Annotated in this window: 11 protein-coding genes and 1 pseudogene; 1 reads left to right on the top strand and 11 read right to left on the bottom strand. The window is 67.3% G+C overall.

Annotation, left to right across the window (positions count from 1 at the left end; translation table 11 throughout):
• Window positions 1-68 precede the first annotated feature (68 nt).
• The 11 genes and pseudogenes from coaBC to pyrR all read right to left on the bottom strand — a co-directional run bounded on the left by coaBC (window position 69) and on the right by pyrR (window position 11,615).
• Window positions 69-1,316: a bifunctional phosphopantothenoylcysteine decarboxylase/phosphopantothenate--cysteine ligase CoaBC gene (gene coaBC, locus KXD98_RS11955; RefSeq protein WP_260764540.1), complete on the bottom strand. Its 1,248-nt coding sequence runs from the start codon at window positions 1,314-1,316 to the stop codon at window positions 69-71.
• A gap of 14 nt (window positions 1,317-1,330) precedes the next feature.
• Entirely contained in the window at window positions 1,331-1,633 is a 303-nt protein-coding gene (gene rpoZ / locus KXD98_RS11950) for a DNA-directed RNA polymerase subunit omega (RefSeq protein ID WP_260764539.1), read from the bottom strand.
• Between the two features lie 88 nt (window positions 1,634-1,721).
• Complete coding sequence (gmk, locus tag KXD98_RS11945) at window positions 1,722-2,339, bottom strand: guanylate kinase (protein WP_260764537.1); 618 nt, start codon at window positions 2,337-2,339, stop codon at window positions 1,722-1,724.
• Window positions 2,340-2,346: 7 nt separating this feature from the next.
• Entirely contained in the window at window positions 2,347-2,661 is a 315-nt protein-coding gene (mihF, locus tag KXD98_RS11940) for an integration host factor, actinobacterial type (protein ID WP_014815655.1), read from the bottom strand.
• Between the two features lie 363 nt (window positions 2,662-3,024).
• Window positions 3,025-3,858, bottom strand: a complete 834-nt coding sequence (gene pyrF / locus KXD98_RS11935; protein WP_260764536.1) for an orotidine-5'-phosphate decarboxylase — start codon at window positions 3,856-3,858, stop codon at window positions 3,025-3,027.
• Between the two features lie 3 nt (window positions 3,859-3,861).
• Window positions 3,862-7,203: a carbamoyl-phosphate synthase large subunit gene (gene carB / locus KXD98_RS11930; protein ID WP_260764535.1), complete on the bottom strand. Its 3,342-nt coding sequence runs from the start codon at window positions 7,201-7,203 to the stop codon at window positions 3,862-3,864.
• A gap of 13 nt (window positions 7,204-7,216) precedes the next feature.
• A pseudogene (gene carA, locus KXD98_RS11925) lies at window positions 7,217-8,340 on the bottom strand (glutamine-hydrolyzing carbamoyl-phosphate synthase small subunit); the annotation flags it as partial.
• A 2-nt stretch (window positions 8,341-8,342) separates the two neighbouring features.
• Complete coding sequence (locus KXD98_RS11920) at window positions 8,343-8,846, bottom strand: transporter (RefSeq protein ID WP_260764534.1); 504 nt, start codon at window positions 8,844-8,846, stop codon at window positions 8,343-8,345.
• Window positions 8,843-10,132, bottom strand: a complete 1,290-nt coding sequence (locus KXD98_RS11915; RefSeq protein ID WP_260764533.1) for a dihydroorotase — start codon at window positions 10,130-10,132, stop codon at window positions 8,843-8,845. The genes KXD98_RS11920 and KXD98_RS11915 overlap by 4 nt, the downstream gene beginning before the upstream one ends.
• Window positions 10,129-11,076, bottom strand: coding sequence for an aspartate carbamoyltransferase catalytic subunit (locus KXD98_RS11910; protein WP_260764532.1), 948 nt, complete (start codon window positions 11,074-11,076; stop codon window positions 10,129-10,131). Before KXD98_RS11910 ends, KXD98_RS11915 begins: the two co-directional genes overlap by 4 nt.
• Entirely contained in the window at window positions 11,073-11,615 is a 543-nt protein-coding gene (gene pyrR, locus KXD98_RS11905) for a bifunctional pyr operon transcriptional regulator/uracil phosphoribosyltransferase PyrR (protein WP_260765151.1), read from the bottom strand. The genes KXD98_RS11910 and pyrR overlap by 4 nt, the downstream gene beginning before the upstream one ends.
• Window positions 11,616-11,773: 158 nt before the next feature.
• On the opposite strand from pyrR, the gene KXD98_RS11900 reads away from it, so the two are divergent.
• Entirely contained in the window at window positions 11,774-12,979 is a 1,206-nt protein-coding gene (locus KXD98_RS11900) for a serine hydrolase (protein ID WP_260764531.1), read from the top strand.
• The last annotated feature ends 15 nt before the right edge of the window (window positions 12,980-12,994 follow it).

The raw sequence follows: 12,994 nt of genomic DNA, 5'->3' as shown, positions 1-12,994 counted from the left end.
CCTCTTGCACCCAAGCGTGTGCCCCCGCCACGCGCAACCCTTACACGCACGCTGACACGTGCTCGGGCCTACCCGGCGCTGGTGCGCAGGAAGGCCGAGATTGCGTCCACAATACGGCTGGCGATCACCGTCTTCGAACCGTGCTCCAATGCCGACTCATTTCCGTCGGCCGACAGCAGCCACCCGTCATTGTGGTCGACCTCGAAGGCCCGATTCTCCCCCACTGCGTTGACCACCAGCAGATCGCACCCCTTACGTGCGAGCTTGGCCCGAGCGTGGAAGAGCACGTCGCCATTGGCATCCCCGGTTTCGGCAGCGAACCCGACAATGGCGCGCATGTTCGGCAATTGGCCGTCGGCGCGGGAACGGACCGCTCCGGCCAGCACGTCATCGTTGCGGACCAGCTCGATGGTCGGCTCCCCCTCGCCGGCCGGCCCCTTCTTGATCTTGTTGACCGCAGGGTGGGCGGGCCGGAAATCAGCGACAGCGGCAGCCATCACCAAGACGTTGGCCTCGGGCGCGTGCTTGGAGACGGTGTCGGCCAGTTGGGCAGCCGAGCCGATATGGATGACCTCGACATCGGCCGGATCGACAAGCCCGGCGGTGTTCCCGGCGATGAGGGTCACGTCGGCGCCGCGTTGTGCCATCACCCGCGCCATCGCGTAACCCTGCTTGCCGGAGCTGCGGTTGCCGATGAAACGGACCGGATCGATCGGTTCCCGGGTGCCCCCGGCGGTCACCAGGACCTTGACGCCCGCCAGGTCGTAAGGCAGGGCGTCACCGCGGGCCAACAGCAGTTGCGCCAGTGTGCTGATCTCTTCGGCCTCCGGTAGCCGCCCTGGGCCGCTGTCGGCACCTGTCAGCCGTCCCGATGCCGGTTCCATCACCACCGCGCCGCGGCGTCGCAGCGTCGCCACATTCTCGCTGGTGGCAGCGTGTTGCCACATCTCGGTGTGCATCGCCGGCGCGTAGAGCACCGGGCATCGCACGGTGAGCAGAGTTGCCGTGAGCAGGTCGTCGGCGCGACCACCGGCGGCGCGGGCCAGCAGGTCGGCAGTGGCCGGTGCAACGACGACCAGGTCCGCACCCTGGCCGATGCGCACATGCGGAACCTCGTGGATGTCTTCGAACACCCCGGTATGAACGGGGTTGCCGGACAGTGCCTCGAAGGTGGCCGCCCCGACGAACCGCAGCGCGGAGTCGGTGGGCACCACCCGGACCGAATGGCCGGCCTCGGTGAGCTGGCGGACCAGCGTGGCCGCCTTATAGGCGGCGATGCCACCGGCGACGCCGACGATGATCCGTTTGCGGTCCACTCCAGCGGCCCGGGTTATTCGCCCTCGGTGTGCTCGAGCAGGTCGGCGTGGATCTCACGCAGAGCGATCGACAGCGGCTTCTCCTGCAAACCCGGCTCGACCAGCGGTCCGACGTACTCCAGGATCCCGTCACCGAGCTGGTTGTAGTAGTCGTTGATCTGACGTGCACGCTTGGCGGCGTAGATGACCAGCGCGTACTTGCTCGACGCGCGGTCGAGCAGCTCGTCGATCGGCGGGTTGGTGATACCCAGCGGCGTGTCGTAGGCGCTGGCGGCGGACGTGTCGAGGTCCACCGCAGTGATCTGGGGGGTGCTCACGTGAGAAGTTCTCCTGGCGAATATCGGCGGGCGATGCTTGGCGATTGTCGATGTCGAAATACTGGTGTTGACCGTGCGAGGCAGCGATTCACTGATGTTCGCGCCGGACCTGCGTGTGGGCCACCAGCAAGGATACCAATTCAGCGCACGCCGATTCCAATTGGCTGTTGACGACGACCTCGTCGAAGTCGCCCTGCGCGGCCAGCTCCTCGCGGGCCGTCTGCAACCGCCGGGCCATCACCTCCGGCGTCTCGGTGCCGCGGCCGACCAGCCGGCGCTCCAACACCTCCCAGCTGGGTGGCGCCAGAAACACGGTGGTGCACTCCGGCAGGGCTGCCTTGACGGCGCGGGCTCCGGCCAAGTCGACCTCGATCAACACCGGGCGACCGGCCGCGGTGGCAGCAGCCACCGGTCCGGCGGGCGTTCCAGAACGATGCAACCCACCGTGGATGTCGGCCCACTCCAACAGCGCACCGGTGTCGATGAGCTGCTGAAACTGTGCTGCCGTCACGAACGAGTAGTCCACGCCGTCGACTTCTCCCGGTCGTGGAGCCCGAGTGGTCACCGAGACGCTGAAATACAGGTCCGGGACGCGCTCGCGCAGGCAGCGCACAACGGTGGACTTACCGACGGCAGACGGGCCGGACAACACCACCACCGGCGCCTTGGCGCACGCAGCGTCGCCCGGCCCCCTGCCTTCACTCACCGACTCGCTACTGGTCGAACTTTTCCAGCAGAGCCTTGCGCTGACGGTCGCCCAGGCCGCGCAGACGGCGGGTCGGGGCGATCTCGAGTTCGGTCATGATCTCCTGCGCTTTGACCTTGCCCACCTTGGGCAGTGCCTCAAGGAGCGCGGAAACCTTCATCTTGCCCAAGACCTCGTCGGTCTCGGCGTCTTTGAGCACCTGCTTGAGGTTGGTGCCGCCGCGCTTGAGCCGGTCCTTCAACTCGGCTCGCGCTCGACGTGCGGCAGCAGCCTTCTCCAACGCTGCCGCGCGCTGCTCGTCGGTCAACTGGGGAAGGGCCACGGGGTTCCTCCGTCTCTCACCATCATCTGATTTTTCTCGGCTGGTCGTGCGGTTCTTCAGAACCAGCCAGCGTGGACGACCGTACCCACGCAGGCTGACGAAAGCTAACCCCACCCCCGTGATTCTGCGTCAAAAGCCCAGCGTGTAGGGCGGGTCTCGGCCGACAGCTGCGATGGCACGCGGTGCCATCCCAGCGTTGCGGGAATCACCCGGCGAGCCAAACGACCTGCATATGGCCGGTATCGACGGGCGGTTCGGCCGGTCAGCTCTTCGCCGGCAGTCAGCGCACCGTCGCGCCGAGCCCCCGACCGGCTCTTTCTGGGAAAATTTCGCTGGTCATCGCGTGTCGGGCGTGTCGCGGGCTCACGCCGTCGGCTCAGCGGGCCGGTGCAGGTAGCGCACGGCTTCGCGCATCTGCTCCGCGGCGGCGCGCAGCGCGGCGACATCAGGGCCGCTGCGCAACACCTCCCGGGACACCGCGGGCAGTAGTTGGCCGGAGTGCGCACCACCCAGGCCTCCCAGCGCCTCAGGACGCCCACCCTGGGCTCCGACCCCGGGCACCAGCACCGGCCCGTTCAGAGCACTCACGTCGGGCGGTTCGGCCAGGGTGGCACCGACGACGACGCCGACCGACCCCAGGCTCCCGGCGGGATTCTCGGCGGCAGCCGCGTCGACGATGGCCTGTGCGACCGTACGCCCGTCGGAACGCGCCTGCTGCACCGCCGCACCCTCCGGGTTCGAGGTCGCCGCCAGCACGAAGACACCACGCCCGTATTGCTGAGCGGTCGAAAGCAGCGGGCGTAGCGATTCGAACCCCAGGTATGGCGATGCCGTCACCGCATCGGCGGCCAACGGTGAGTCCCCGGCCCACGCGGCGGCGTAGGCGGCCATCGTGGACCCGATGTCACCGCGTTTGGCGTCGGCCAGCACCAGCACGCCGGCCTCGCGCAGGTTCGCGATGGTCTGCTCCAGAACCGCATATCCCGCCGAGCCGTACGACTCGAAAAACGCCACCTGCGGTTTGACCACGGCAAACCCGGCGAAAGCCGCCACGCAGATGTCGCTGAAGCGCGCCAGCCCATCGACGTCGGCGCCGCACCCCCACGCCCGAAGCAGCTCGGGGTGCGGATCGATGCCCAGGCACAGCGGGCCGCGCTGGCCTACCGCCACCGCCAGGCGCGCCCCGAAGCCACGCATCGTTCAGGAGCCCAGAGCGCTGTGCAGATCCTGCAACGACATCACGCCGATGTCGCCGCGTTTACCCGCTTCGATGCCCTGCACCGCGGCCGAGGCGCCCTGAACCGTCGTCACACACGGAATGTTCATCGACACCGCCGCCGACCGGATCTCATAGCCGTCGACACGCGGACCCGAGTTGCCATAGGGGGTGTTGATCACCATGTCCACCTCACCGGCTCTGATCGCGTCGACGGCTGACCGCGACGGACGGGACTCGTCTGGATCTTCGAAGTGTTTACGCACCTCTTCACACGGAATACCATTGCGCCGCAGCATCTCTGCCGTACCCTCGGTCGCCAGCACCTGAAAACCGAGGTCGGCCAGACGCTTGACCGGGAACACCAGGGAGCGCTTGTCGCGATTGGCCACCGAAACGAACACCGTGCCCCCGGTGGGCAGTGAACCGTAGGCGGCGGTCTGGCTCTTGGCGAACGCACTGCCGAAATCGTGCGCGATGCCCATGACCTCGCCGGTGGACTTCATCTCCGGGCCCAGCAGCGAGTCGATCTGTGAACCGTCGGACTTGCGGAACCGGTGGAACGGCAGCACCGCCTCCTTGACCGCGACCGGCGCATTGCGCGCCGTGGTCGCACCGTCACCGGTCGGCACCAGCACCCCTTCGTCACGAAGCTGCGCGATGCTGGCACCCAGCATGATCCGGGCACATGCCTTGGCCAGCGGGACCGCGGTGGCCTTGGAAACGAAGGGGACGGTACGGCTGGCCCTGGGATTGGCCTCCAGCACGTAGAGCACGTCGTCTTTGAGCGCGTACTGCACGTTGAGCAACCCCACCACGCCGATGCCGAACGCGATGGCCTCGGTCGCCCGCCGGACGGCCTCGATGTCACTGCGCCCCAGCGTGACCGGCGGCAGCGCACACGCCGAGTCACCGGAGTGAATGCCCGCCTCCTCGATGTGTTCCATCACACCGCCGATGTAGACCTCGGTGCCGTCACAGAGTGCATCGACGTCGATCTCGATGGCATCTTCGAGGAACCGGTCGACCAGCACCGGATGCTCCGGTGACAGCTCGGTGGCGCGGGTGATGTAACCGTTCAGGGTCTCGTCGTCGTAGACGATCTCCATGCCCCGACCGCCCAGCACGTAGGACGGTCGTACCAGCACGGGATAACCGATGTCCGCGGCGATGCGGCGCGCCTGCTCGAAGCTGGTGGCCATGCCGTACCGGGGAGCCGGCAGACCCGCGGCCGTGAGCACCTCGCCGAAGTGCCCGCGATCCTCGGCCAGGTCGATCGCCTCGGGAGCGGTGCCGACGATCGGCACCCCCGCCTTGGCCAGACGTTCGGCCAACCCGAGTGGCGTCTGCCCACCGAGTTGGACGATGACGCCCACAACGCCGGGACCGCCGGCGCCGGAGGCCTGTTCGGCGAAGTACACCTCGAGGACGTCTTCGAAAGTCAACGGCTCGAAGTACAACCGGTCCGCGGTGTCGTAATCGGTCGACACCGTCTCCGGATTGCAGTTGACCATGACGGTCTCGAACCCGGCCTCGGACAACGTGGTCGCCGCGTGCACGCAGCTGTAATCGAACTCGATGCCCTGCCCGATCCGGTTGGGTCCGGAACCGAGGATGAGCACCTTGGGTCGTTGCGCCTGGGGCGCCACCTCGCTCTCGGCGGCTGGATCGAGCTCGTAGCTGCTGTAGTGGTAGGGCGTCCTGGCCTCGAATTCGGCCGCGCAGGTGTCGACGGTCTTGAACACCGGATGGATGCCCAACCGTTGCCGCAACGCGCGCACCCCGACCTCACCGGCCAACTCCGGTCGCAGTGCTGCGATCTGCCGGTCCGACAGGCCACAGTTCTTGCTGCGGCGCAGCAGGTCTGCTTCGAGCACCGGCGCGTCGATCAGCTCGGCACGTAACTCGACCAGCCCGGCAATCTGCTCGACGAACCAGGGGTCGACTCCGGAGGCCCGGGCCACCTCGTCCACCGTCGCACCGAGCCGCAGCGCGTACTCGATGTCATAGAGCCGACCGTCGGTCGGGGTGCCCAATCGCTCGAGCACCTCGGCGACATCGGCTTCGGGATCGTCGGGAGCCGTCCAGAACCCGGCGCGGCTGGTCTCCAGCGACCGCATCACCTTGCCCAGAGCCTCGACGAAGTTGCGGCCCAACGACATCGCCTCGCCCACCGATTTCATCGTGGTGGTCAGCGTCCCGTCGGCACCGGGGAACTTCTCGAACGCGAACCGCGGCGCCTTGACCACCACGTAGTCCAGCGTCGGCTCGAAACAGGCCGGCGTCTCCTTGGTGATGTCGTTGACGATCTCGTCGAGGGTGTACCCGATGGCAAGTTTGGCCGCGATCTTGGCGATCGGGAAGCCGGTGGCTTTCGATGCCAGCGCGCTCGAGCGCGAAACCCGGGGGTTCATCTCGATCACGATGAGCCGGCCGTCGGCCGGGTTGACCGCGAACTGGATGTTGCAGCCGCCGGTGTCCACCCCAACCTCGCGCAGGATCTCGATCCCGAGTGTGCGCATGGTCTGGTATTCGCGGTCGGTCAGCGTCATCGCCGGCGCCACAGTGACCGAGTCGCCGGTGTGCACACCCATCGGGTCGAAGTTCTCGATCGAACACACCACCACGACGTTGTCGTGGCCGTCGCGCATCAACTCCAGCTCGAATTCCTTCCAGCCGAAGATCGATTCCTCGATCAGCACATTGGCCGACGGCGACGCGGTCAGACCTTCACCGGCCATCCGTTCGACGTCTTCGGCCGAGTACGCCATGCCCGAGCCCAAGCCGCCCATGGTGAAGCTGGGACGCACCACCACCGGCAGGCCCAAGTCAGCCACCGTCTCCCGCACTTCGTCCATGGTGAAACACACTCGGCTGCGGGCGGATTCACCGCCGACCTTGGTGACGATGTCCTTGAACTTCTGCCGGTCCTCGCCGCGCTGGATGGCCTCGAAATCGGCGCCGATCAGCTCGACTCCGTATTTGTCGAGGATACCGTTTTCCGACAGCTTGACCGCGGTGTTCAGGGCGGTCTGTCCTCCGAGGGTGGCCAGCAGCGCATCGATTCTGTTGCCGCGCTCAGCCTGCTGGGCGATCACCTTCTCGACGAAGTCGGCGGTGATGGGTTCGACGTAGGTGTGGTCGGCGAACTCCGGGTCGGTCATGATCGTCGCCGGGTTGGAGTTGATCAGCGTGACCTGTAGGCCCTCGGCCCGCAGCACACGGCACGCCTGGGTTCCGGAGTAGTCGAACTCGGCGGCCTGCCCGATCAGGATCGGACCGGATCCGATGACCAGGATGTGGTTGAGGTCTGCGCGGCGCGGCATCTAGTTGCCCTTCTCTACCTTGACCTCGGCCATGAGGTCGATGAACTGGTCGAACAGATAGCCCGCATCGCGGGGGCCGGCGGCCGCCTCCGGGTGATACTGCACCGAGAACGCCCGGCCGTCGACCAGCCGAACACCCTCCACAGTTCCGTCATTGGCGCAGGTGTGGCTGATCTCGGCCAGCCCGAACGGTGTGTCGAACTGCTCTCCGGCGGCACCCTCGAGTGCGAATCCGTGGTTCTGCGACGTGATGGCCACCCGGCCGGTGGCATGGTCGATCACCGGGATGTTGATGCCTCGGTGGCCGAACACCATCTTGTAGGTCGACCGGCCCAGCGCTCGGCCGAGGATCTGGTTGCCGAAGCAGATGCCGAACAGCGGAATGCGCGCCTCAAGCACGTCGCGGGTGACCGCCACCACGTCGTCAGCAGTGGCCGGGTCGCCGGGCCCGTTGGACAGGAACACCCCGTCGGGGCGCTGACCGCGGATCTCGTCGAAGCTCGCCGTCGACGGCAACACGACGGTGCGGATTCCGCGGGCAGCGAAGTTACGCGGGGTGTTGGTCTTGATGCCCAGGTCCAACGCAACCACGGTGAATCGTTGCGGGCCTTCGGGTTCCACCACATACTGGGCATCGGTGGTGACTTCTCCGACCAGGTCTGCGCCCAGCATGGACTCCTGCCCGCGAACCCTTTCGACCAGTTCCCCGACCGGTGCTTCGGCAGCCGCGCCGCTGAACACACCAGCCTTCATCGACCCTCGGCTGCGCAGGTGGCGCACCACCGCTCGGGTGTCGATACCGGCGATGCCGACGACGCCCTGACGTTCCAATTCATCGTCGAGGCTGCCGGTGGCACGCCAGTTCGATGCCCGTGGCGACGGCTCTCGCACCGCGTATCCGGCCACCCAGATCTTGTCGCCGCGGCTCTCGCTGTCCTCGTCATTCCAGCCGGTGTTACCGATCTGAGGTGCCGTGGCCACCACGATTTGGCGGTGGTAGCTCGGATCGGTCAGGGTCTCCTGGTAGCCGGACATGCCGGTGGAGAACACCGCCTCTCCCAAGGTCTCGCCGACCGCTCCGAACGGGATGCCGGTAAAGACTCGAGCGTCTTCGAGGACCAGTACGGCCTTGTCCATCGTCATGCGACCTCCTCTGGCAACCACTTGGCGTAATCCGCACGGTCGTCGGCCCGAAACCCGGTGTCGATCTCGGTTCCCGACGGCAACTGCCAGCGGATGGCCAAGATGCCTTCATGGGTGAGCGCCTTGCCCACCAGGTTCTTCTCGGCGCGGATCGCGACGATGACGTCGTCGGGGATCCAGATCGGACCCGCGCCGGTGCGCTGCAACATGATTCCCTCCGGGTAACGGGTCAGCACGGCCTTGGCCCGGAACCCGAGATCACCCACCACGATCCGGTCGTTCCAGTGCGGAACCAGCGTGCTGCCCAGGTAGAGCCCTTTGGTGGGCGCGACCAGCGCCGGCCCCACCGTGTCGGGTAGTTGCGGCAGGGTTCCGACGATCTGCGCTTGTCGCTCGGCCCGGCGGCGCCAGCCCCGGATCATCACCGAGATCACCACGGCGATGATCAGCGCCACGATGGCAGCCATGATCAGCGTCGCGACCAGGGTCGGGGTGTTCACGCGATCTTCCCGTCCCGTGCGGTGACCCGGCCGCGCAGCATCGTGGCCGTGACCACCGCCGGCAACTCCATGTCCTGATAAGGAGTGTTGTCCGACCGACTGGCCAGCGCCGGGCCCTGCACGGTCCAGCGCGCCGTCGGGTCGACCAGCGTGAGGTTGGCCGGCTCACCGACATCGAGGGGCCGGCCCTGGTCAGGCAGACCGACGATGCGGGCCGGGTTCTCGCTCATCACCCGCGCGACGTCACGCCAGTCCAGCAGCCCGGGGTTGACCATGGTCTCGACAACCACCGACAACGCGGTCTGCAACCCCAGCATGCCGGGGCGGGCATTGGCGAATTCGCAGCACTTCTCGTGCGCGCCGTGCGGGGCGTGGTCGGTGGCCACACAGTCGACGACGCCGTCGGCCAGTGCCTGGCGCAGCGCCAGAGCATCGCTGGCTTCACGCAGCGGCGGGTTCACCCGGTTGCGTCCGTCGTAGGTCTGCAGCCGGCTGTCGTCGAGCAGCAGATGGTGGGGGGTGACCTCGGCGGTGATCGAGATGCCTTGTTCCTTGGCCCATCTGATCAGCTCGACCGACCCAGCCGTGGAGGCGTGGCAGATATGTACGCGGGCACCGGCGTCGCGGGCCAGCAGCGCGTCGCGGGCCACGATGGATTCCTCGGCGGCGCGGGGCCACCCGGCCAGACCGAGGCGCGCGGCATTGGGCCCCTCGTGGGCGACCGCGCCCACGGTCAGCCGGGGCTCCTCGGCGTGCTGAGCGATCAGTACCCCCAGCCCAGAGGCGTACTCCAGCGCGCGCCGCATGACCAGCGGGTCGTCGACACACAGACCATCGTCGGAGAACATCCGCACGCCGGCTTCACCCGCGGCCATCATGGCCATCTCGGTGAGTTGCTGGCCTTTCAGGCCGACGGTCACCGCGCCCACCGGGTGCACGTCGACGAGGCCGACCTGTTGACCGCGCCGCCACACGTGGTCGGTGACGACCACGCTGTCGGCCACCGGATCCGTGTTGGCCATCGCGAACACTGCGGTGTAGCCACCGAGAGCTGCTGCCGCCGAACCGGTTTCGATGTCCTCGGCGTATTCTCGGCCCGGCTCGCGCAGGTGGGTATGCAGGTCGACAAACCCCGGCAACAGCACCTGACCGGCACCACCGAGGACGTCAGCGTCGGTCGGCACCGCCAGCCCGGTCCCGATCTCGGCGATCTGCCCGTCGCGGACCAACACGTCGACCGGGTCCCCCTCGCCGTAGCAGCGAACGTTGGTGATGAGGACGGTCATGCGCTGATCGCTCCTTGCTCGGATCCGACGAGCAGCTGGAACAGCACCGCCATCCGGATATGCACCCCGTTGGAAACCTGTTGCAGCACCGCAGATTGCGCAGAGTCCGCTACCGCATAGGCGATCTCCATACCGCGCAGCATCGGGCCCGGGTGCAGCACCACGGTGTGGTCGGCGAGCTGGGCCTGCCGCTTCTCGGAGAGCCCGTAACACACCGAGTACTCGCGCGCGGACGGAAAGAAGCCCCCGTTCATCCGCTCGGCCTGAACCCGCAGCATCAATACTGCGTCCGCGAGCGGCAACTCGGCGTCGAGGTCGTGCGACACGGTCACCGGCCAGTCGGTGACACCGACCGGCAGCAGCGTCGGCGGTGCGACCAGAACCACCTCGGCGCCCAGCGTGTGCAGCAGGGCCACGTTGGAACGTGCCACCCTGCTGTGCAGGACGTCTCCGACGATCACCACCCGCCTGCCGTCGATGCTGCCCAGCCGCTGACGGATGGTCAGCGCGTCGAGCAGCGCCTGGGTCGGGTGCTCGTGCGTGCCGTCGCCGGCGTTGATGACCGAGGGCCCGCCGTGCTCGTCGGCTGTCCATTCGGCCAGCTGCTGGGCGGCTCCCGAGGCCGGGTGGCGCACGATCAGCGCGTCGGCCCCTGCGGCACGCAACGTCAACGCGGTGTCACGCAACGACTCCCCTTTGGCCACCGAGGATCCCGAGGCGCTGACGTTGATCACGTCAGCGCTCATCCACTTCCCGGCCACCTCGAAGGACACCCGGGTGCGGGTGGAGTTCTCGTAGAACATCGTGATGATGGTGCGCCCGCGCAGGGTCGGCAGTTTCTTGACCTCGCGCCCCAGCAGGGCTTCGCGGAAATGGTCGGCGTTGTCGAGTATCGCGATCGCGTCCTCGCGGCTCAGATCGGCAGCTGTCAACAAATGTTTCATCTCGCCGGCCCTCCGTACGGTGCGATGGCGATGACGTCGACCCCGTCGTTCTCGGTGAGGCGGACCTTGACGTTCTCGGCACGTGAGGTCGGGACGTTCTTGCCGACATAGTCGGCTCGTATCGGGAGTTCGCGATGGCCGCGGTCGACGAGCACGGCCAGTTGCACCACTCTGGGCCGGCCGAGGTCGCGCAGCGCGTCGAGCGCCGAGCGCACCGATCGTCCCGAATACAGGACGTCGTCGACCAGGATCACCAGCGCGCCGTCGATTCCACCCTCGGGGATGGAGGTCTCGGCCAGCGCGCGGGGCGGCTTGCTCATCAGGTCGTCGCGGTAGAGCGTGATGTCGAGAGCCCCCTGGGCGACGTCCACGCCGCTGAACTCGGCGATGTTGCGCGCGAGCCGGGCAGCCAGGGTCACACCTCGGGTCGGGATGCCGAGCAGGACGACCCGCGGCGCTTCGGGAGCGTCCAGCGCGGTCTTCTCGATGATCTGATGGGCGATGCGAGCGATGGTGCGGCTGACGTCCGCTGCGGACATCAGCTCCCGGTCATGCCCGGGCTGGTCGGGTGCGCCCACGAGGGAGCCGGACCTCCTTCTCCGCCTCACGGGACGGATCGTTAAAGGATGTCGGAAACTGTCCGGGAGCTTAGCACCGCCGGACGGCAACGGCGTATCTGACGGGTAGCCTCACCCGGGTGAACCTCGACCGCAACAAGGCCTCCGTCTCCGAAGCGATCGACGCCGGGCTGCTGGCCGGGGCGGTCACGCTGGTCTGGCACGCCGGAGAAGTCCTGCAGGTCAACGAGCTTGGCCATCGCGACGTCAACGCGGGACTACCGATGCAGCGCGACACGATCTTCCGCATCGCCTCGATGACCAAACCCGTCACGGTGGCCGCGGCGATGGCGCTGATCGAAGAGGGAAAGCTCACATTGGGCGACCGGGTCGCCACCTGGTTGCCGGAGCTGACCGACTTGCGGGTGTTGGCCGAACCCCGCGGACCGCTGGACCGCACCGTGCCCGCCCAACGGCACCTCACGGTCGAGGACTTGATGACCCACCGTAGCGGGCTGGCCTACACGTTCTCGGTGCTCGGTCCGATCTCCGATGCCTACCGCAAACTGCCCACCCGGCAGGACCAGGACCGCTGGCTGAGCGAGCTCGCGGCGCTGCCCCTGGTTCATCAACCGGGTGAGCGCCTGACCTATAGCCACGCCACCGATGTGCTCGGAATCTTGCTGTCGCGCATCGAGGGCAAGCCGTTGAGTCAGGTTCTGGCCGAGCGCATCTTCGAACCGCTGACCATGACCGACACCGGCTTCCACGTCCGCTCAGCCGCCCGCAGCCGCGCCGCGACGATGTACTCGCTCGATCCGGAGAACGGCTTGCGCGACGATGTGATGGGACCGGCGCCGATCTCCGATCCGCCGTTCTGCACCGGTGGGGCGGGGTTGTGGTCGACGGCAGATGATTATCTGCGATTCGCCCGCATGCTGCTCGCAGGCGGCACCGTCGACGGGGTACGGGTGCTGTCCGAGGAATCGGTGACCTCGATGCGCCGGGACAGGTTGACCGACGAACAGAAGCGGCACGACTTCCTCGGCGCGCCGTTCTGGATCGGCCGCGGCTTCGGGCTGAACCTGTCGGTCGTCACCGACCCGGCAAAATCCCGCACCCTGTTCGGGCCGGGAGGCGCGGGCACCTTCTCGTGGCCGGGAGCCTATGGAACCTGGTGGCAGGCCGACCCGTCAGCCGACGTGATCCTGATCTACCTGATCCAGAACCTGCCGAACCTGACGGCAGACGCGGCCGCCGCCATCGCCGGCAACACGACGTTGGCCAAGCTGCAGACCGCACAACCCAAATTCGTCCGCAGCACCTACCAGGCGTTGGAGATCTGATTTCTGTCGGACCGT

It is taken from the genome of Mycobacterium sp. SMC-4, from assembly GCF_025263265.1.
GTDB lineage: Bacteria > Actinomycetota > Actinomycetes > Mycobacteriales > Mycobacteriaceae > Mycobacterium.
Note: the sequence above shows the minus strand (reverse complement) of the source record. Positions and strands in the feature narration are given on the sequence as shown.

Coding starts and splice junctions, on each gene's coding strand:
- pyrF (WP_260764536.1), bottom strand. CDS start 3,858: ATGCGTGGCTTCGGGGCGCGCCTGGCGGTGGCGGTAGGCCAGCGCGGC.
- carB (WP_260764535.1), bottom strand. CDS start 7,203: ATGCCGCGCCGCGCAGACCTCAACCACATCCTGGTCATCGGATCCGGT.
- KXD98_RS11915 (WP_260764533.1), bottom strand. CDS start 10,132: ATGACCGTCCTCATCACCAACGTTCGCTGCTACGGCGAGGGGGACCCG.
- KXD98_RS11910 (WP_260764532.1), bottom strand. CDS start 11,076: ATGAAACATTTGTTGACAGCTGCCGATCTGAGCCGCGAGGACGCGATC.
- pyrR (WP_260765151.1), bottom strand. CDS start 11,615: ATGTCCGCAGCGGACGTCAGCCGCACCATCGCTCGCATCGCCCATCAG.